At 36.7% G+C, this 22,356-nt stretch carries 11 protein-coding genes and 3 pseudogenes; 8 read left to right on the top strand and 6 right to left on the bottom strand.

The genetic code is table 11. The annotated features are described in order from the left end of the window. Positions 1-99: 99 nt before the first annotated feature. Both FJQ98_RS03820 and FJQ98_RS03815 read right to left on the bottom strand, forming a co-directional pair. Positions 100-2,601, bottom strand: a complete 2,502-nt coding sequence (locus tag FJQ98_RS03820; RefSeq protein WP_246494286.1) for an S-layer homology domain-containing protein — start codon at positions 2,599-2,601, stop codon at positions 100-102. Positions 2,602-2,663: 62 nt separating this feature from the next. Further along, a complete protein-coding gene (locus FJQ98_RS03815; protein ID WP_053596413.1) occupies positions 2,664-4,553 on the bottom strand; it encodes a copper amine oxidase N-terminal domain-containing protein in 1,890 nt (629 codons plus the stop codon). 316 nt (positions 4,554-4,869) lie between these two features. Here FJQ98_RS03815 and FJQ98_RS26650 point away from each other — a divergent pair. Further along, positions 4,870-5,077: pseudogene (locus FJQ98_RS26650) on the top strand (IS3 family transposase); the annotation flags it as partial. A gap of 72 nt (positions 5,078-5,149) precedes the next feature. On the opposite strand, the gene FJQ98_RS03810 reads toward FJQ98_RS26650, so the two are convergent. The 3 genes from FJQ98_RS03810 to FJQ98_RS03800 all read right to left on the bottom strand — a co-directional run bounded on the left by FJQ98_RS03810 (position 5,150) and on the right by FJQ98_RS03800 (position 8,548). Next, entirely contained in the window at positions 5,150-7,039 is a 1,890-nt protein-coding gene (locus FJQ98_RS03810) for a stalk domain-containing protein (RefSeq protein WP_053596414.1), read from the bottom strand. A gap of 33 nt (positions 7,040-7,072) precedes the next feature. Then, positions 7,073-7,291, bottom strand: coding sequence for a hypothetical protein (locus FJQ98_RS03805; protein ID WP_201406622.1), 219 nt, complete (start codon positions 7,289-7,291; stop codon positions 7,073-7,075). Between the two features lie 537 nt (positions 7,292-7,828). Continuing rightward, positions 7,829-8,548: a stalk domain-containing protein gene (locus FJQ98_RS03800; protein ID WP_053596416.1), complete on the bottom strand. Its 720-nt coding sequence runs from the start codon at positions 8,546-8,548 to the stop codon at positions 7,829-7,831. 488 nt (positions 8,549-9,036) lie between these two features. On the opposite strand from FJQ98_RS03800, the pseudogene FJQ98_RS27115 reads away from it, so the two are divergent. Next, a pseudogene (locus tag FJQ98_RS27115) lies at positions 9,037-9,120 on the top strand (stalk domain-containing protein); the annotation flags it as partial. Positions 9,121-9,162: 42 nt separating this feature from the next. Further along, positions 9,163-9,543 carry a hypothetical protein gene (locus FJQ98_RS03795; RefSeq protein ID WP_053596417.1) on the top strand — a complete coding sequence of 127 codons (381 nt, stop codon included), beginning with the start codon at positions 9,163-9,165 and terminating at the stop codon, positions 9,541-9,543. Between the two features lie 1,193 nt (positions 9,544-10,736). On the opposite strand, the gene FJQ98_RS03790 is transcribed toward FJQ98_RS03795, so the two are convergent. Next, positions 10,737-13,988, bottom strand: coding sequence for an S-layer homology domain-containing protein (locus FJQ98_RS03790; RefSeq protein WP_053596418.1), 3,252 nt, complete (start codon positions 13,986-13,988; stop codon positions 10,737-10,739). A 601-nt stretch (positions 13,989-14,589) separates the two neighbouring features. Here FJQ98_RS03790 and FJQ98_RS03785 point away from each other — a divergent pair. The 5 genes and pseudogenes from FJQ98_RS03785 to csaB all read left to right on the top strand — a co-directional run bounded on the left by FJQ98_RS03785 (position 14,590) and on the right by csaB (position 22,343). After that, positions 14,590-16,479 carry an S-layer homology domain-containing protein gene (locus tag FJQ98_RS03785; protein ID WP_053596419.1) on the top strand — a complete coding sequence of 630 codons (1,890 nt, stop codon included), beginning with the start codon at positions 14,590-14,592 and terminating at the stop codon, positions 16,477-16,479. 571 nt (positions 16,480-17,050) lie between these two features. Continuing rightward, a complete protein-coding gene (locus tag FJQ98_RS03780) occupies positions 17,051-17,773 on the top strand; it encodes a WecB/TagA/CpsF family glycosyltransferase (protein WP_053596500.1) in 723 nt (240 codons plus the stop codon). Continuing rightward, positions 17,770-19,317: pseudogene (locus FJQ98_RS03775) on the top strand (putative polysaccharide biosynthesis protein); the annotation flags it as partial. The gene FJQ98_RS03780 and the pseudogene FJQ98_RS03775, both read left to right, overlap by 4 nt. Positions 19,318-19,347: 30 nt before the next feature. Then, positions 19,348-21,261: a DUF5693 family protein gene (locus FJQ98_RS03770; RefSeq protein ID WP_053596501.1), complete on the top strand. Its 1,914-nt coding sequence runs from the start codon at positions 19,348-19,350 to the stop codon at positions 21,259-21,261. Beyond that, the gene (gene csaB, locus FJQ98_RS03765) at positions 21,261-22,343 is read left to right on the top strand and encodes a polysaccharide pyruvyl transferase CsaB (protein ID WP_053596420.1); all 1,083 of its coding nucleotides are present in this window, start codon (positions 21,261-21,263) and stop codon (positions 22,341-22,343) included. The genes FJQ98_RS03770 and csaB overlap by 1 nt, the downstream gene beginning before the upstream one ends. The last annotated feature ends 13 nt before the right edge of the window (positions 22,344-22,356 follow it).

Raw genomic sequence — 22,356 nt, 5'->3', positions numbered from 1 at the left:
CGACATCCATCTGCCAAAGACATAAAAATGCTAGAATTATCAAAACATGACAAAACCCTGTAGTTCAAATCCTACAGGGTTTTGTCATGTGTGCTTTTATTATTTTAATGCTAAGCATCTATTCAAGAAGCTTGCAAATTGTGCACGAGTAATTTGTGTGTTTGGTCTAAATGTATTATCTGGGAAGCCTCCTACTAAGTCATTCGCTACAAGCGTTTGAATATCGCTATACGCCCAGTGAGTCGATTTAACATCTGTAAAGGATACTTTACTTGTTCCTGTTAAGTTGTAGGCTCTTGTTAAAATGGCCGCCATTTCTGCACGTGAAAGCTGTCCGTTAGGATTGAACTTCCCTGCTTCTTGCCCTTTTATAATACCAGCTTGCTCCACTGCCGCAATGGCACTGTAAGCATAATGGCTCTTACTGACATCTTTAAAGCTTGAATCCTTCGTTGTTGTTAAATTGAGCTCCCGTGCAATAATGGTAGCTGCCTCTGCACGCGTAATGGACGCTTCTGGTTTAAATGTTCCATTCGAGTACCCTTTAATAAGAGATTTATTATACAAACTTTGGATATCTGAAAAAGCCCAATGACCTTTCGCCATATCTGTATAGGCTAATTCCTCATGGTTGTCTTTATACACAGCCTGTAATTGATCGAAATACAGTTGTCCTTTCTTTTGGAGAGAGGCTGTAGGCTGTGCAACGTATAATCGTTCGAATTTCAACGGTAGTGTAACATCATTTGGGATGTTCGCTGTGACATACTTCCAGCCATTCCAGTCCATACCGCTTTGGCTAGTGAAATCAATTGTCTGCTTTGCTCCTGAACCATCTACAAGCACCCCACGAAGCCATTGCTTTCCAGCATCACCAAATACCCAAACGCCTATGTTATTTGGTTTTCCATTAATAGGAATCGGTGTTTTAGCTACCATATAGGCTGCTTTCGTGTCTGTTCCTGATGTTGTAAAATCATAATTTAACTTTAAGCTAGCAGTTCCCTGTCTAGCATAGTCTTTAGCATTTGTGATGGAAGCATTTGCTTTTGCAACTTCCACTGTCCATGATGAAGCATTATCAAAGCTATCTAGTAAAATAGGTTTTTCTGCTAAATCAGCAACTTTCACAGTTGTAGACGTTCGCACACCGTCATACTCACCGATAATTTTGCCTTCCCCTTTTTGTGTAGCTGTAAAGGTTGCACCGTCCATCTTACCGATATTACCTTCAACTGTCCAATTCATTTTTGACGGGTTGATTGTCATAGGATTTAGGTACTGGTCGTAGGCACTAGCCACTTTCATGTCAACGGATGAACCTACCATGACTTGGTTCACATTGTTTAATGTAATGGATTTTGCTTTTCCTGGTGGCGCTGTATTGACAACCTGTAAAATGGCTGATACACGACGCTCACCACCATCTGAAGGGACGTTCACAAGGTTCGCAAAATAGCCGCCTGGATTTCGAGCAACCATCGCTGTAGAGCCGCCTCCATCAAGGTTGATGGCCGAAGAAGCACCCATTGAGATTAAATACGAAGCTAAATCTATTAAACTAGCGCCATTACTATGACCACTTAATCTACCATCTACTGTAACAATAGACACTTTTGTGCCAGTTGCATCTACTGCCACCGCAGTACGAGGACTGCGCGCTGAAGCAAATCCAGAATTCGTTGGCATAGAGATGTCTACCTTACCATTTTTAACCAACATAGGTCCTGCCGCTAAAATAAATTGAGCATCCATCCATTTTTCATCAATAGATAGATTCACGTCAATGTTTGTTCCTGCACCTAATTGGCTTAATTCAGCTGCCAGCTCTTTATTTTGCACCGAAATTACAAAGCCATCTGATGGTATTGTTGAATTCCCTTCTGCACCATAAGTCGTTACTTTTGAAACCGTCCCTGAGAAACTATCTCCGAAATGTAATACTTTCATATCTTGACTAGCATTTGAGACAACTATTTCTACACCCCAATTATTTGACCCTGTTGTTCGTTTATCAGGTGTGTATAATACTGTTTTATCAGTCGTTCTTTCACTATTAATAAGATCGATCGGATAACTTTTACCATTTACTTGAAAGGATAGATTCGTAGAATAATAGTCTGCGATCGCTTTCCCTGTTTTTGATAGACCAAAAGCAACAGGCTTTTGTGTTGGACTTTCAAATGTATCTCCTAAAATACCATAGTTAATAATTTCATTTTTTTCTGCTAACAAGTTGGCGGGCATACCATTTCCTAAGAAATATGAAGCATTGACAGCCCCAACAACACGATGTCCATCATATGTGTTTTGCTTTGCCATATTCGTCGTTGTTTGAAGTGAGTTAATAGGTTTCGGAACACCGACTTCAAGTTTTGTATATGTATTAGTTAAATTAACATCTAAAACATTTACAAACTCACGAATAGAATTAGAATTATAGGTTTGCTGTATGTGAGTTACTTGTGGCGATATTTCTTTCTTTTCTTCTTTTATTTTATTGTCAAAAACGGCTGCGTTTGCATAACTTGGATTTACTGATAGCATCAAAACGAAAAATACTACAACAACTGTTACTAGTTTTTTTGCCAATTTCTTCACTCCGAATCAAAAAGTATGGCACGAAGTCATGTTGTGAAACACATTCGTGCCAGGGACTTCTTTTATTTTGTTTCTACATAAATTGCTACTGGAAGATTTACTCCGCCTGCATGCATGAATTCTAATTCAAGCGTTTCTGACGAACCCTGCATCTTGTAATCTGGTAATTCAACATATTCTGTACCTACTCTCAATGTAGGCACTAGATACACTTTGCCATTGACCTTTACTGCACCACTATATATGCCACCTCGGCCAGCCAATTTAAGCTTGATCGTTTTTGCCTTTCCAGTTTGATTAACAAGTGGAAGCGACACCTTATAGTTCATTCCGAAATGACCAGGATTCCCTATTGCACCATTGATTTGTGAAAGTGAATTTTCTGTTGTTAGCAAATGGTCTGTACTACCATTTGAAATGTTATAGCCTACTTCTGGTGAATCTACTGTATAAGCAGGAAGATCTGCTAGAATAGTAGAGCTCGTCCAGGCACCTCGTGGATGCTTTGCAGATGCATCAATCGGAACAGCATCTGATAAAATGCTTGTTAAATTACTATTATCCTTTGTTAATACTGTGCGAATCGTATACGCTGGAGTCCCACCATTGACAGCTTGAATATCTAGATCATGTAAAAATCCAATGATATAGTCATTGAGCAAATCATATGATTCGATCACCTTTGTTTCTCCTGGTGCGATCACAATCCCTTTACTACTAGATTTTTTAAACTTATCATTTAACGTTGCATCAGCAATGGTTAAACCAATATCATGGCCAACCCAGCTATTTCCCGTTTCTTGGCTAGTACCTTTGGAGTCGATTACTTCGATGCTTTCAGTACTAGAAGTATTTTGAACTGTAATACCGATTTGCACATCTGTCCCTAACGTATTGTAATGCCAGCCAAATATTCGATGTTTATTTGTAGCTGATGTGGCCTTCACTTGATATTGGGCAAGCGTAGCATTAGATTTAGGAATCAGCTTGCGCGTTAACGTTTCTGGATTATCACTAATCAACAAATCACGATCTCCTTCTAAACGAGCAGAAGGGACAATCCCAGGCTTTGACGTAGAACCATAAGATTTTTCAAGGAAGGAGCTTGTATACATATATTGATAGACATAAAGGTACAATTCTCTTTTATCTTCGATATAACGTAAATTTCCACCTAATGCGTTGACTACAAAACTAATAGGAACATACATTTTCCCATTTTGCATAAATGGTTTTTCTTCCATTATTACAACTTCATCATTTACTAGAACTTGGTTACTATTTTCCTTGAAAAGAAAGCTCGTTCCCGCAATTTGCAATTCAAACGATTGATCAGGTAACAACATGCCAGAAGAATCTTCTAAATTTTCATATATATAATTAGCCGGAATATAGGATCTCGATTGCTTTACGATAATTGGATCCTCCATCACAATGCGTTGATTATTAATATGTAAAATATATGGGTCCCCTTGAGGTTTCCCTGGCGTCTCACCTGATAAGGAAATATCAACAGTTTGTGTAGTAGGATTCCAGTTCACGTTACCGCCAAAATTTTCACTGACGAAACGCAATGGCATGTAAGTGCGATCCTTATACATAAATGGTGCAACAACCATTGGCACCTTTTGTCCATCCACTAAGGCTGTCTTTGAATTTATTGTTAAATTAACTGACTTGTCATTTCGAATGGCTGACGCAGTAAGTGTTTCTTTCTTCCAGTCCACACTGGCACCAACCGCCTCATACAAAGCTCTCATAGGTAAAAAAAGATAATCGGATTTATTTAAAATTGGATCATTCACTTTGAGAGTCTCACCATTGATATTAATAGAAACATTATTTTTCACGTGAATCTTGTCACTAGCAGCAGATGCAGAGGCTTGTCCAGGCAATATTGAAGCCAAAGCAACTGCGGTAATCATACATGAAGCCTTAAATTTACTAAACATCTTAAACCCCTTTTTCCATCATTAATCTACAGACCATCTTAACATGAAAAAGACCAGAAAGTGGGATTAGTATCGAAAAAAGTCGAATTAGGTACTGGAACCTAAACTCTATCCCTGCAAAAGATGCATAGAAATCTTAGGATTTTCCAAGACCCTATGAGCTTCTTCTTTAATCTCTTGAATGTCTATTAATTCTTTTCTTATAGTTTTCACCATATACGAATCATTGAAATGGAAGCATAGAATTAACAATCATTCGACCTCGGCGCTCATCTTAGAAACTGGCAAATGCCTTGTACATATAAAAAAATAGTAATCTTACAAAGGAACAGTCGATAAAATCGCATTGAATTCATTTAGATCGCCAATTTAAAGCAGAAGCACCAAACGAAAAATGGTATACGGACATTACGGGGTATATCAATTATGCTTCGGCATAATTGATCGGTGAAATCATTACGTATACGGTTGGTTCTCGCCCAATGTATTCGCTTGTTTCGGAGATGTTAGATAAGGCTTTTGATTAATACGAAATTTCTTGATTTAAAAGTTTGGCACGAAGATGTTGTGAAACACATTCGTGCCAGAGACTTCATTTATTTTGTTTCTACATAAATAGCTACTGGCAGATTTACTCCACCTGCATGCATTAATTCTAACTCAAGCTTTTCTGATGAACCCTTCATCTTGTATTCCAATTCAACATATTCTGAGCTATTTCGTAACGAAGGCACTAAGTACACTTTGCCATTGATCTTCAATGCACCACTGTATAAGCCACCTCGACCAGTTAACTTAAGCTTGATCGTTTTTTTCTTTCCTGTATCATTTACAAGTGGAATTGATACCTTATAGTTCATACCGAAGTGACCTGGATTCCCCAATGCACCATTGATTTGTGACAGAGAATTTTCTGTCGTTAGCAAATGATCTGTTCTTCCATTTGAGAGGTTATAACCTACCTCTTGTGTATCTACTGTATATTCTGGAAGTTCTGCTAGAATAGTAGCACTCGGCCAAGCACCTCGTGGATGCTTCGCATATTCATCAATTGCTACAGCGTCCGTTTTGATCTTTGTTAAATCACTATTACTCTTCGTTAATACTGTTCGAATCATATAATCTGCACTTCCACCATTAACAGCTTGGATATCTATATCATGTAAAAATCCAATGACATAATCAGGGAACAACTCGAATGTTTCAATAACCTTTGTTTCTCCTGGTGCGATAACAATACCTGTACTATCAGATTTTTGTAGTTTCCCATTTAAAGTTGCATCTGCAATCGATAACCCAATATCATGACCTATCCAGTTATTTCCTGACATTTGAGTAATACCTTTAGAACTGCTTACTTTAATACTTTCAGAGCTTGAAGTATTCTCGATCGTAATACCAATCTTTACTTCTGCTCCAAGTTTATTTAAATGCCAGCCAAATACTCGATGCTTATTAGTAGGTGAAGTAGATTTAACTTCATATTGTGCAAGCGTAGCATTTGATTTAGGTAGTAGACTGTGCGTTAAATTTTCTGGATTATCACTGACCATCAAATCACGATCTCCTTCTAAACGAGCAGAAGGAACAGGTTGAGGATATGATGTAGCACCAAAAGATTTTTCTAGGAAGTCACTTGTATACATATAGCGATAAACATAAATATACATTTCTCTTTTTTCGCTAATATAACGTAGGTTTCCGCCCAATGTATTGACAACAAAAGTAATAGGAACGTACATTTTTCCTTTTTGAATAAACGGCTGTTCTTCTATTGTTACAGATTCATTGTTGATCAAAACGTTATTACTACCGTCCTTGAAGACAAGACTCATGCCAGCAATTTGTAATTCAAATGATTTATCTGGCAGCCAATTACCTGCGGAATCCGCTAAATAATCAGATAAATAATCCGCTGGAATATAGGCTCTAGATTGTTTCGTAATAATTGGATCATCCATTACAATACGCTTATTATTTACATGTAAGATATATGGATCTTCTTGAGGAATCTCTGGGGACTCCCCTGATAATGTGATATCAACAGTTTGTGTAGTAGGGTCCCAATTGACAATTCCATCAAAGTTTTCACTAACAAAGCGCAATGGCATGTATGTTCTATCCTTATACATGAGTGGTGCAACATCCATTGCAACCTCTTGTCCATCTACTAAGGCTGTCATTGAATCAATTGTTAAATCAACAACCTTGCCATCTCGATAAGATGACGCAGTGAGTGTTTCCTTGTTCCAGTCAACACTCGCACCAATCGCCTCATACAAAGCTCTCATTGGCAAAAGAAGAAAATCAGCTTTATTTAAAATTGGATCATTGATTTGAATAGTTTCTCCATTGATATTAATCGTAACATTATTTCGTATTTGAATTCCTTGGTTACTAGCAGCTGACGCAGAGGTTTGTCCAGACAATATGAAAGCAAGAAAAACAGCTGCCACAATACATAAAGCTTTTAATTTGTTTAACATCCCTATCTCCTTTTTCTACTTTAATTTTCTAAATTATTCTATTAACCATCTTAACATGAAAAAAGCCCAAAATGTGCCATTCTTATCGAAAAAAGTAGAATTAGGTACTGTAAGCCTAGACCCCAACGTGTGGTTGATTTCCGTTGCGACTGGGCGCATTGTTGCTGTCGCTTCGCTTTCGCACAGATAAAACATTGTTGCTGTCGCTTCGCTTTCGCACAGATAAAACATTGCCGCTGTCGCACAGAGCAAAGCTTCCTGGGGGCGTCCGATGAGCCGCTTTTGTTGTTGCTGTCGCTACGCTTTCGCACAGATAAAACATTTGCTGCCGCTACGTTAGCACTACGCTTTCGCACAGAAAACATCCGCTGCGCTGCAGGGTCTCGGGCCAACAGATGTTTTTTGCGCGAAAGCGAAGCGGCAGCAGCACCGATGTTGGTCACGAAGGCGTTATCACAGGACGTGATGGTTTTAACCTTCGTTCCTCTATCGCTGATCCCGAGGAGTCGCCCAGTCTCCACTACAATCAACTTACTTACCATAGCTACTTTTTAATAAAAATAATTCTATCTTTTAGTGATGAGCAAAAAATAATTTCATTTATATAGTAATATGGCCCATAACCACAACGTGTGGTTATGCGCCAGGAAGTTATAAATGTCCTAGTTTTTTTTATAACATAAAAAAAGAAAAGCCTGCCGAAGATTTCTCACCGACAAACTTCTCTCACTTAGCACTATTAAACATTCTCGTAGCATCTCACCAATTAGGTGTGCCCGGCACCTTATATCAAATCCCTGATAAAGTTACGTTGTATAGGGCACCGCGATAGGCACCATTGTTATTAGTATAGATTTTCAAAATATTCACACCCGTTAAATTAACATTTACTTTAATGGCTTCATCACCAGCTTCAAGGGAATATTCTTCGATTAATGTTTCATTGCCTTTTTGGTCAACACTATAAAATCTTACTGCTCCTGCATCCTTACTACCCAGATATGTGTAAGGAACAACTAGATCTCCTTGCAATGCACTGTATTTTGAATTAAGCATATAGGTGAAATTCGAATACGAGGCAAAGCGATTGAATGGTTGAATTTTTTTATCTAATAAATCAAATGTAGCATTTTCCCCTACCAATAAGCTTCCTCCATCGTACATTGGCACTTTCGCAATATCTATTTGCCCTACTGATGGTTCTTTACCTATATAAATAGCTGATTTTTTACTGTCCCATTTAATATCCTTACCAAAAACACTTGAAATTCCGCGTATTGGTAAATAAGTTGTACCATCATAAACAATAGGTTCAACAACATTACCTTTTGCATCTTTTAATATTGTTAACTTCTCATCAACATACAGTGAGATGCCACCAATTGAAACCGTAATTTTGGCTATTTTGCCTGCTGCTAATGCTGTACCAAGACTAGCTGTTAATACTAGTACAAATACAACGCCCATGATAAAACCTTTTGTTTTATCACGATTAAATAATTTAAACATATTTAATCGTCCTCCTTCACATAAATAGTAATGTTTTCCTTACCATACTATTTTAAAACTATTTGCAATTATATTACAAGACTTTTTTCACTTCTCTTTGTTCAGAATTGTGTTATTTATTACATAAACACTAAGCGTCAAGCACTATAACTCAAATTATGACATCTAAATCTTAGGATCTAGGTTCAATTGAATTGCTTGGATAAGCAATTAGTAGGACATGAAAGCTAAAGAGCAGTTATAGACGAACCCTTTCCTTCTTCGATATTAATATCAGTATAGTGTGCAAAGAACAAACGATGAAGGGTGGTAGTGCTTTTTACAGCATCGTGGGGGTAAATTGTACTAACAGAGGAAAATAACCATACTTGAGGAACACTTATATAATAAATACAATAAGCGTTATAGAAAGGCTGAGATACATAAATGAAGGATTGGATGAAATAATTGCAAGGTGTTAAAGAACGGCAAAGAACTCACTCACTTGTATTAATGGTAGAACCCTTGTACCTCTTCGTTTTATTAGTGAAACACTTGGTGCAAAGGTTGACTGGAATAGTCAAACAAAAACAGTTTATATTACTACATATGAACTTGCTGAAAGATACTATTATGTGAGTCTACAAACTCTAAATTTGGAACTTATTTCGGAAGACCGTTATTATCAGAAACTTGATCAACCCCATTCCTCACATGAAGTTGTAAGTGATTTTGTCTTTACTTCATACCTAGATAATACTCAAGACTTCTTTTCTCAACATACCGTTCGAGTATCAAACGGTGGTACAGGATTTGCTAATGCGCACGATGCCTATATGCTTTTAGATGGAACTGTTACTAATGATAAGGCTTCAGATGATTATACGATCGTACTATACGATATAAATAGCGGATCTTTAAAAAAGACATATAAGGGTACTTTTAAAGGTATAAAATATGATCGCAATATTAAAACTACAGTACAGGAAATAATCAATAAAAATCATTTAAAATAATACCTACGAAAATGAACATAAACCGTAAATTCTTAAAATGAATGTAAATGGCTTATGATTTGATTTTTGCTGAGTTTTAATAAATAAAAATACTCTAACAACGCTGGTTGAAAAACACAATATTTTTGGACTATGGTTTCGTTCCTTATAAAATTTACTGTACCCATGAAATCGTTAATCTTTGCCTAGTCCTTGCTGAAGGTGAGGCAGTTCCTTACGCTCTTTTTATTTTTGAACTTCAAAATTTTTAAGAAACCGATGATGATTCAGCTTAATCGGTATTCAGGTTGTAGTATCGGCTTTACTTCTTAGTTAGTGCCTCTATTAGTTCTTACTTGGACTGATAGAGGCTTTTTTTATTCTATTCTACGTCATTCTATCCTTTTCAAAATAATAAAAAATAAATTATAGGGTTTTTAATAATTCTAATAGCTTTTAAATTTGATAAAAACAACTATCAATTTAAATAGAGCTAATTAAATAAGACGGTATAAAAATTACGATTATGAAAATGAGGCAATCACATATATGATTGCCTCTGGATTTAACTATGGAAAGAAATAAATTTCTCATTGAATACTACTAAGTGGATTCCTTCGCTACTACTAATTTTATCCTTCTAGTATATTATCATACAAGTCCAAACGGATGGCTAGCTAACTACACCACTTACGAATCCACTGCCTTATTAGCCTCACTGGTACAACAGACCTCTTCTAACAAGACATCAAACGTTCCACTACTTCCATCCCTCTTTTTAATTTCCTTAGGTTTCTACTATCCAGGAATACGAACAACTGATTTAACATCTAATTCATTGATCGCCACTATAGCATTTCGTCTATAGGGATGTATAGTGAGTTCCTATCTTAATTCCGCAACCATACACTAGCATGTCTACTTGGATTCGTCTAACTTAACTATAGATATCTTTTAAAGAACCCCGCACCGAAACCACCGAATACGGCTTCACCTAACTTCATACCTTTTGTGTAATTCATCACAGCAGCGATTCAGAAGGATTAGATACTCGTACAATAAACTCTTTTTGAAGGAACAGGAATTTTCACCTGTTTTTGGAAATTGCAGTTAGAAAGAAAACCCCATGAATTTGCAAAATGCAATACATGGGGTTTCTATTTCCACTCATTTCACTGATCTAATCAGTTTTTAGAGTAACGTTTCGTTTAATTTTATTCAGCTACAATTGCATTAGAATTAATTTCTACTGTTTTGTTATCAGATTCATCTTTTAAAGCAGCTGCAGCAATTTGAATTTTGCTAACTTTACCAGTTAGAGCTGTAGCAAATTTTACTTCTAAAGTATTTCCTGAAATAGTAACAGTATCAGCATCTTCTAATGCAGCAAATGTAGTACCATCTACAGCAAATTTAACAGCAGCTTTTAAAGCAGTTTCATTAGCTGTTGCATTGTTAATTTTTTCTGAAAACGTGAATGTATAAGTCGTTTTGTCAGTAGATAATGCTTGACCCGTAACTGTTGGAGCAACAGTATCTGCTCCACCTAATTCTACAGCAGTCTCAGCGATATCCTTAATTGTATTTGCCTTTTCTGCAAGGTCAGTTACAAAACGAACATCTTTAGCAGAAATAGTTGCAGCTACAACTGGGTTTTCTAAAGTAACAATTATTTCACTAGCGTTATCACCAGGAGTAACACTTTTAACTGTTACATTTTTTGTTTCGCTACCAGTGTTTTCTTTTACTACGAAGTCTGAAACTACATGTTCAGTAGGTGTAATTTTAACATCTTCGTTAAATGTAATTTTAATTTTTTTGCCTGTAGTGTCCGCTGCAACAATATCACCTTTTACAGTTGGTTTGATTTCATCGTAAATCTTAGTAGGTTGAATTTTTTCAGCAAGTTTTTCGCCTAAAATATCAACAGTATTAGGTTTTTGAGCAACTTCTAGTTTTAATGATTCTTTTTTAAGATCTTCTGGTAATTCATCTTTTAAAGTGAATGTAGCAGTTTTTCCATCAGTAGAAAGTTCAGCATAAGAAATTCCATAACCACCACTGATCGTGAAGTCATTTTGGTTTAGAGATTGAATTGCATTATCAAATTCAACTTCTACTTTCTTTGTTTCTACTGCAGTTACATTAGTAATTTTTGTAGCAACTTGATCTTTCACTTCAGCAGGAGAAGCTTTATAACCATCTAAGTAGTTTCCAGCTAAATCTTTTACTAATTGAACTGTAAAATCAATTTTATTAGCATCTGGAAGCTTATCATTAAAGCCTAAGATTACACCTTTTGAATCTGCAGTGATATCAAATGAAGTTGGTTTTAAAGCTTTGTTGTTATCAGATTTATCTTTAATAGTATACTTTTCAGCCTCTACTACTGATCCATCACCACTTGTAGCCATTGCTTCATTGAACTGAACGTAAAGTTGTTTGTCATTTAAACGTACAACCTTCGTAAGTTCTGGTGCAGTAACATCTTTAATTGTTAAAGTTGTTGTGTATGGAAGCATTACATTTGTTAATGTAGTGTCATCAGCTACACCAGTTACACTTAATGTGTAATCAGCATTATCTTTTAATGGTGTTAATACTGTGATAGTTACTTCTTTTTTATCTTTTACAGTAACAGTATTAGAAATCGGTTGTACTTTACCATCTTTATCTTTAATCACATAGTTAGCAGCTTTAGTAGCTGTTTTATCATCTAGTGTTTTTGTAAATTTGATAACAATTTGTTTGCTGTTATCTTTATTAATGTTTGCACTAATTACTTCTGGACGAGTTTGATCGACTACAGGAGTTACTTGAACTTTTGTATCTTTATCAATTACGTTACCAGAGTAATCTTTTACATTAGTAACATATAAATCTGTTGTGTAAACAAGTTTATTTGTACCAGCAAATGTGAATTCAAAAGTATCATCAGTAAGTTGTTTTACAGATGAAGCTTGTTTTTTAGTTCCACCTTGCATCCAGTAGATGTTAGAAGCAAATACTTGCTCTACAGGCTCAGAGAATTTAAGAACTACTTTCTCAAATGAAGCACTTACAACAGAAGTTACAGTTGGAGCAGTTTTATCTTCAACAACGTTGAATTTAGTGTCAGCTTGAACTGTTTTAAAGTTGTTGTAATCTTGAGTACCTTCAGTAGTTAGAGTATGCTCTCCATCTGTTAAAGCAGAAGATAATTTAATAATTACAGTGTTTAAGTTTGTTTGGATATTACCTGCAACTGTTTTACCATCAATTTTGAATTGTGATGTTTGAGCTGGTTTTACTGGTTCGCTGAAGTGTACGCGAATAGTTTTGTTACCTAAAGCTTCTACTTTAGATACAGTTGGTACTGTATTGTCAAGAGGCTTGAATTTTAAATCTTTAGCATTGATAACTTTATCGCCAGCTTTAATGTTGTTTACAGCTAATTTATATTCAACTTGGTTCTCAAGTTTATCAACAACGTTTAATGTTACAGAGCGACCATCTTCTGCAACGATTACTGAATCAACTTCAGGAGAGCCAGAACCTGTAAGAGCATAGTTGCCTTCTTCAGAAGCTGTAGCAGGATCAACTTTACCGTCAAATTCTACTACTACTTGTTTAAGGTTAGTTGCAGATACAGATTTAACAGCTGTAGCTGTTGTTACAACGAAAGTAACTTTTTCTTTGTATTCTACATCGTTGATTGTGAAAGTAACTTCAGTTTCTTTGTTAGGTTCTAAAGCTTTTTCTAAAGTGATAGTTTCTTTAGTACCGTCTGATAAAGTTACGTTTAACGTTTTAGCGTCAACTACTTCGATTTTGTCAACTGTTGGAGTTGCATCTACAAGTTCAAGAGTACGGTCGAATACAACTGCAAATTCTTGACGAGTGATTGATGCATTTGGGTTTAGGTTTGTTTTACCATTTACTTCAGAACCTTTGATAACGCCGTTTGCAACTGCGATTTCTAGGTAAGATTTAGCCCATGGTTTAACAGTTGAAGCGTCAGCGAAATCTTTAAGATCTGCTTCACCTTCTAATTCGAAAGCTTCTACAAGAATTTTAGCTGCTTCTGAACGAGTTAAGTTTTTGTTTGGTGCGAATTCAGTTGCACTTACACCTTCGAAAATTCCGTATTCTACAGTAGCTGCGATTGAATCATAGTACCAAGCGTCTTTTTTAACGTCTTTGAAATCTACATCGCCTTCAGCTTCTAATTCTAAAGCGCCTGTGAAGATTTTAGCTGCTTCTGCACGAGTAATTGAGTTAGTTGGGTTGAAGTTTCCTTTTTCGTCCCCTGTGATTACTCCAGCGTCAACTAAAGCTTGAACTGCTTCTTTAGCGTAAGGTGCTACTTTATCGAAGTCCTTGATTGTTGATGTTGCTGCTGATGCTGCAGGAACGATTGCTGCTGCAACAAGTGCTGCTGTTGCTGATGCCGCGAAAAACTTACGGCCTTTGTTTTGCTTTGCCATTATTGTATTCCTCCCTAACATTTCCTTAAAATTGGTATTATCCTGAAAACTATAGACTGTATGTATAGCTTCCTTGAATAATAAAAAAACCTACAAGCAAATTTTTTTAGTAAATTCACTAGAAAAAGAGTATTAGAATACCATTCTAGTAAAATTATTCACTTTCTACAATAGAATAACACTATCTTTATCTAAATTCAAGCATTCTACCATAAATTTAGATATAGAAGACTTTTTTACCGTGCATATTATGGTATCTATTATGATCCAATAATTTTGCCTTATTTAGGTTGGTAACATATAGTCCCATTTCCTATTATACCTGACTCTCATCATTATCCAAGCATTTTCTGGAATAGATACGAAATTGTCAAATATTAAAGACTTCCGTAATTAATTAGTCATAATTGTAAAGAAACAGAAATATATACCGTGATTCTCATAGGAAGAATGTATTCTCCCTCAAGATTTATGACTTTCTTCATTATTAATACTGTAAAAATGCATCTGTTCCCATGTTGTAACAATAAATTGCCTATTTTTATGCTAAACTTTGGATAGTTTGATAGGATCTTATCAACTATTAAAAGGAGCTGAAAGAATGAAAGGTAAATTCTCTATTTTCGGGGCCATGCTTATTGCAATGTTATATTTAGCACCTACAAATGTAGCAGCAGAAGATATTTCTAAGCACTGGGCCTACTATGAAATGAACTATCTTATTACACACGATTTAATGAAAGGTGATGATTCAGGCAATTATCGCCCGAATGATTCCGTCACTCGTGCTGAATTCACTGCATTTCTCGTAAGAGCACTTGACTTACCAGAAGTATCTACTAAGCCTAAATTCTCGGATGTACGTGAAGGTGATTGGTATTACGATGTCATACAGCAAGCCAGTTACTATCAATTAGTTAAAGGCGATGACAAAGGAAAGTTTAATCCAAAGGATAACATTGATCGTCAGCAAATGGCTTCCATGCTAAAAGGGGCTCTCGATTACCTAAACATTAAGACGAATACCTCCCCTCTTAAGTTTAATGACAATGCTAGTATTGCTAAATGGGCCTATAACGATGTACAAGCCGTGGTGTCATTAGGGCTGATAGTTGGTAAGCCGAATAATACATTTGCGCCACTTGCCCAAGCAACACGTGCTGAGTCAGCTACTGTACTCTATCGATTAATACATTTAGATGAGCCTAATGAACCTGAAGCGCCTGAAGTTGGTGGCAAGCAATATACCACTACCAACTACTCACAGAACTACACGGCAGTGGTGGATAAACAGGCAAAGAATAACCCAAAAGTAGATGGTGCTGGTGTTTTCACAGCTAGCGACGCACTAGTGTCATACTATGTACACCCTAAAAGTTTTATGCAGGATAGTCCTTCCTATTATCAATTTTTAAAATTATCGACGGCTGTTAATAATTTAAATGCAAAAGTGATTAACGAAAAAGTTCTCTCTAATAAAGGAAGCTTAGTCGGTACAGCTGATGCCTTTATACAGGCAGGTGTTACTCATGATGTGAATGCCATCTATTTGGTATCACATGCATTACATGAAACAGGCAATGGAGCTTCTACACTGGCAAAGGGTATTGAAGTTGGATTGGATAAGGATGGCAAACCAGTAATGGTAACGGCTGAAAATCGAGGTAGCCTGACTGCTATTAAGAAAACCTACAATGTATATGGCATTGGTGCCAGTGATGGAAACGCCAATAAATATGGTGCTGAACGTGCTTATACGAACGGATGGTTTACGATCAATGATGCTATTATTGGTGGGGCACAATTCGTGACAGATAAATATATTAGTAAAGGGCAGGACACATTGTATAAAATACGTTGGAATCCTGAAAACCCAACGGTCCATCAGTATGCAACTCATGTTATGTGGGCAGTGCTCCAAGCGCAAAAGATTTATGACATTTATGAATTAACTGGTGCCAATACTACGACTAACTTAGTATTTGACGTTCCTGTCTATCAAAACCAGTCTTCCCCTGCTTCGTTACCTACTCCTGCAAAGCAATATGCGGTAGATACAGCTTTAGCTGGGGCCACTGGACAGGCTACGGTTGACGACCTAAATATGAGAACTTATCCGAATACAGCGGATCCTTCTTCCATCATCACGAAATTACCAAAGGATACATCGTTCACTGTACTCGGTGAAAATGGTGGTTGGTACAAAGTCAAAGTGAATGGACAAGAAGGTTGGCTATTTAAAGATTATGTAAATCTGAAAAATGGATTGCAGATTGTCGATATGAACATTACGCTGAATGTAAGAAGCGAGCCATCTACTACGTCTTCCATTTTAGGTACAGTAAAACCAAAGAGCTTTATCATTGGTGTTGTAGATGACAATGGTGATTTTGTGAAAAACGGTAACTGGTATCAGGTTATCTTTAATGGCAAAACAGGATGGGTTTTTGGTGATTATATTGTAAATAACAAATCACTTGATTCAAAATAGGTTTTTAGAATAGTAGAGTGCGAATAATTTTTGTTCGCACTCTTTCTTTATGCTCACTCAATTATTTAAATCCGTAAAAAACTCAAATCCCCCCCATGATGATACGCTCATTTCCTTATAACATTTATATGCTATATATAATAGAAGAAACTCAAATTTTTAGGCTTATGTTCTCATATTATCTTATCGCTTTTACCGTCTTTTGAAAGGTAATGGTAATAGTTTGATCAATGTAAAATTGAACATACAATTTGGTAATAATATAAGCTCGTGCAAAAAGTTGATTGGAGGACTCCTTGAGATCAGCAATAGAGGAACGAAGCTAAAACCATCATGCCCTGTGATAACGCCTCCGTTCTAGTGCTAAACCTAATATAAGGCGAATATGCTGTAGTTATTTCAGTGCGCTTCTCTTCCCCTTCTTCTTCACAATTCATCCAATATTATTCTCCTGACGGCAAGGTCAAACCATCATCGAAAATTTCCTGTCAATATTGCTTTTGTGGTATGATAGATTGCAGTGAAAAAGGTTAAAGAAAGGTTTGAACACTATATGAAGCATGTAACGATTATGGGCGTACCCTTTTTACATATTAATCAGCAAGGGTTTGTTGATTTACTCGTCAATCGTATTGAACATGAAGAAAAGACATTCGTTATTACAGCAAATCCAGAAGTCGTGATGCAGGCAAATGAAAATCCTACTGTCATGAATTATCTGAAGAAAGCTACTTACGTCTGTGCAGATGGTATTGGCGTTGTGAAGGCTGCACAAATACTTGGTGATTCGCTTCCTGAGCGTGTCACTGGTTACGACACGATGGTACGACTTTTAGAAGTCGGCAATACAAAGCGCTTTAAGATCTATCTATTAGGCGCGCAAAATGAAACGCTTGAAAAGACTGTGAAAAATATCAATCAAACGTATCCAAATGTTGACGTAGTAGGCTATCATGATGGGTTTTTTGATTGGAACAAGAATGATATTGCGAGTGAAATTGCTGCATTAAAGCCTGACCTTGTATTTGTTGCATTAGGTGTGCCAAGACAAGAGAAATGGATTACCGAAAATCTGGATCAATTTAGCAAAGGTGTATTTATTGGCGTTGGTGGTTCCTTTGATGTCATTGCAGGAACAGTCAAACGTGCTCCTATGATCTGGCAAAAATTAAATCTCGAATGGCTCTACCGACTGCTTCGTCAGCCAAGTCGTTTTGGAAGAATGCTTGTCCTTCCTCGATTTGCTTTAAAGGTTTTCGCATTAAAATTTAAAGGTCAGGGAGCACCAAAATGAGTCAGTCCACATTTGTCAAAAGCACACTCGTCCTAACAGTTGCTATGTTACTTTCTAAAGTCATCGGTAGTATTTTCAGAATTCCGCTACAAAATATAGCGGGCGATGAGGTACTTGGTATATTCAGTTTAGTGTATCCAGTCTATATGGTAGCACTCTATTTATCGGTAGCTGGAATCCCTATTGCCATTTCGAAGCTTATTGCGGAGGCCAATGCAAAAAAAGACACCGATCAAGTGAAGAAAATTTATGTTACAGCAAGCATCCTAGCGATATGCTTTGGCGTCTTAAGTTTTGCAATCATTTTTGGCTTTTCAACTGAAATCGCAAATGCTTTAGGGGGCCCGTCAACAAAAATTGCGTTAATTGTTGTTGCTCTTACATTGCTCGTTGCTCCTTATATGGCTGTCTATCGAGGATTTTTCCAAGGCTATGGGGATATGCGTCCAACTGCGATTTCTCAGGTAATTGAACAGTTAGTGCGTGTTGCTCTAATTTTAATTGTTGCCTATTTCCTAGTTGCAATGGATTATTCCAATGACATTGTCGCTGGGGGTATTATGGCAGGCTCAGTACTTGGGGCTGTTGCATCCCTCTTCTATTTACGCTTTAAATATTTCCGCTCATCTGTAAAAGTAACCAGCAAGGAGAAATATAAATTTAACGATTTCTCACTCTGGGGTAAGACAATTTTAAAAATATCGATTCCGATTGCCATCGGTTCTGTCACAATGGCACTCTTTAACTTTGTTGACTCCTTTACAGTAACGTACGGCTTAAGAAGTGCTGGTGCTGACTCAAGTGAAATTAATTTCCTTTATGGGATTTATGGTCGAGGCTTAACGCTTGTTCAAATTACAACTGTTTTTGCGTCCTCTATCATATTACCGCTAGTTCCACTAATTACGACAAAACTAGCAGAACGTAAATTAGATGAAACACGTGGGATTATTGAGCAAACACACCGTATTACCCATCTTATTTCCTGGCCAGCTGCTTTAGGGTTACTAGCATTAACCTTACCTTTAAACCTCGCTCTTTTCACAGACTTAGAGGGAAGCTTAATGTTAGCGATTATTAACCTTAGCTCTGTATTTACATCTCTGACACTACTTGGTACAGGTATTTTACAAGGGATGAATGCTGCCAAAACAGGAGCCATCATCATTCTTGGTGGCGTTGTACTAAAGATATTTTCAAATATCTTCTTTATCCAAGCGTTCGGATTAGATGGGGCTGCCTATGCAACATTATTTGTTTACTTTGTTTTATTTATTGTAAATTCTATTTTTATTTATCGTGCAATTCGCTTCACTGTATTAGGGAAAGATACAATCAAAATTATCCTATCTTCTGTCCTAATGGGAGCTGCAGTCGGTTTACCTACACTTTGGTTTGATATTGAAAAGTGGTCAAGAACGTGGGCAATGGGTTATCTAGCGGTTGCAATTGCAATTGGATGTGTTATTTATTTCCTATTATTATGGCTAATGAATGCCATTCATGAACAAGATTTAAAGAAAATCCCGATTATCGGGAAAAAGGTTGTCATAAATAAGAGAGGTAGAAAATTTATGTCGAAACAGAAATGGCTTTGGGGAATTGTCATCCTATTGCTCGTCGTGTCTTCACCTGGAATCATGATGAGGTGGAATGCTGAGCAATCGAATGATGCCTATGAAATAGTGATTCCTTATGATGAAATTCAAGTAGTAAACAAGGAAAGCGATTTAACAATGGATAAAATCCTTTCCTCTTTAAAAAATGCAGGGCTTACAACAGTTAGCCTTGAGCCTTTAACATTAAAGGAAATGGAACATCAAAGCCTGATTTCCATTTACGATGAAAATGAATTAGCGGCACAACTACGTTTCACACCTTATAAAGGTGCTATAGATGTCAATAATAGTGGATATTATATTAGCGTTCCTGAAAATACAAGCTATCAACAGCTTATTAAAGACAGCATTCAGCCTGAAGAAGTACAAATAGGCGATGAGTCTTTCTATTTTCTTCCGAGCTCAAACCACCGTTATGGTTTAAAAACACCAATCGGTTACGATAAGCTTGCAGTAGAGATGATCAACAAGCATGATCTGTCCCTCATTTTTAAAGTAGAAAATGCAGAAAATAAAGTAGCCAACGAAAAGACCGTTAAGCAATTGCTTGAATTAAAAGATTCATCAGCAGGCCGTTTACTTGGTTCAGGGGATGAGGCAATCGGATTTGGTCAAAAATCAGGTGATGCATTCATTGAACAGCTAAGTAATGCAGGCTATTATTTCTACACAATTGAAAGCAATCCCCTTAAGGGTGAAGACAAAATTGCCAAAAATACAGATTATAATATGATTCGATTGCACAGCATCAATGTAAACAGAGAGACAAAGTTGAAGCTTAATGCAAGCATTGATCGTACAACGAGAGCGGTGAAAGAGCGAAATATTCGATCTATCTTCTATCATATTAAAACAAAAGGTAATGCTGAGAAAAATCTGGCGGAAACAATTGATTATTTAACTGGTGTTCATAAGAATATGCCAGATCATTTCAAGCCTGGCGCTCCAAAATTATTTGATGTTGTTACGGTACCAACATGGGTAACGGCACTTGTCTTATTAGCAGGTATCGTATTTACTTTCCTTATCTCAGAACTAGTGAAATGGATGCCACTTCGTATAGCAGCTGTTCTATTTATGAGTGCTTTAGCCATCGCGTACTTCCTTCTGAAAAGTACACTTTTCTTACAAGCTTTCGCGTTAATTATTGCAGTTATGGCCCCAACGTATGCAGTCATTAAAGCAGCTAAGGGCTCTAAAAATATTGCTTCGATCTTACTACAATATTTAAAAGCAGTAGGTATTAGCATCATTGGTATCGTTATTGTCATTGGGTTATTAAATGGCAATGCATTTATGACAGGCTTTGAAGTATTTAAAGGCGTTAAGCTTGTTTATATTATTCCAATCGCAGGTGTATTAGTATTTGTGCTGCTAGAACTCAACCGTCTAGTTGATAAAGATCTAAAGAAAACACTTTCGAATACCGTTACATTATTAAATAGAGATTTAAAATATTGGCATGTTTTACTGGTAATTGTCGTTGCAGGTATAGGTTTATTCTATATTAGTCGAACTGGTAACTCTGGTTCCGTTAGTAATGCAGAACTGGCATTTAGACAATGGCTTGAGAATATCCTATATGTTCGACCAAGAACGAAGGAATTTTTAATTGGTTTCCCATTCTTTGTTTTATCGTTATATGTGATGGGCATTAATCGAAAATGGGGCAGTATCCTTCTAGTACCAGGCGTTATTGGATTCTTGTCTATCGTTAATACTTTTACACATTTACACATCCCTGTTGAAGTGTCGGCATTACGTACATTTTATAGCGTTATACTTGGTTTTGTCGTAGGACTAGTATTTATCTTTATCTTCAAGATCGGTTACCGTTTTATTTCTAAAGCAGTCGCGAGGTGGTCATAATGCATGTTGTATTATCTGGCTACTACGGATTCGATAATGTTGGCGATGATGCGATACTTCTTTCCATTATCCAGGCTCTACGAAAATGTCAGAGTGATATAGACATTACCGTATTATCGAATAATCCAGCGGCCACTGAAAAAACATATGGTGTTAAGGCCGTGAATCGTTGGAAAATGAACGAAATCAGACAAGTACTGAAAACAGCAGACGGACTCATTAGTGGTGGCGGTAGCCTCATGCAAGACCAAACAGGAATGAAGACGATTCCTTACTATGCGGGCGTTATTCAAATAGCAAAATGGTTGAAAAAACCTGTATTTGTTTACGCTCAAGGCATGGGCCCAATCAATCATCCTTTAAGTAAATTTATTGTCCGCAAAACCTTTAATAAGGTAGAAAAAATAACGGTAAGAGATAAAGCCTCACAATCTCTTTTAACAGAGATTGGCGTCAAAAACGAGGCTTTAGTGGTGCCAGATCCAGTTATTGGACTTAATGGTAGCGTCTTTCATAGTAAATGGTTAGCAGATGAGTCCTTATCAACAAACACTTATATTGCTATAAGTGTTCGTGATTGGCCTTCAACGGTAGATTACAAGCAAAAAATAGCGAGTAGCCTCGATCAATTAGTACGTCATGGTGAGCAGATTGTCTTCTTGCCTATGCATGGTGAGCATGATGCAAAGTCTTCACAAGATGTAACAGCACTTATGCAGGAAAAGAGTATCATAGCCCCCGCTGATTTATCGATCGAAGAAAAAATTGCAGTAATCGGTCACTCTAAATTGTTAATTGGTATGAGATTGCATTCATTAATTTTTTCAGCCATCTACTCTACCCCATTTATTGCGATTTCTTATGACCCGAAAATCGATGCATTTGCTGACATCGTAGACCAACCAATTATCGGACATGTTGAAATGGATAATTGGAACGGAACTTTATTGTTTGAACAATCTGTAAAAGTGCTTGAACAATTAACGACCGTTCAAGAAAATATGCGTCACAAAGTTCAAGCGCTCCAAGATGCAGCAACGACGACAGCAAAATTAGCATTAGAGGTTTTCACAAAGGCATAGAAGGTATATAAAA

This window comes from Lysinibacillus agricola, from assembly GCF_016638705.1.
Classification (GTDB): Bacteria; Bacillota; Bacilli; order Bacillales_A; family Planococcaceae; genus Lysinibacillus; species Lysinibacillus agricola.
The sequence above is the reverse complement of the archived record's forward strand: the minus strand, read 5'-3'. Positions and strand labels throughout refer to the sequence as shown.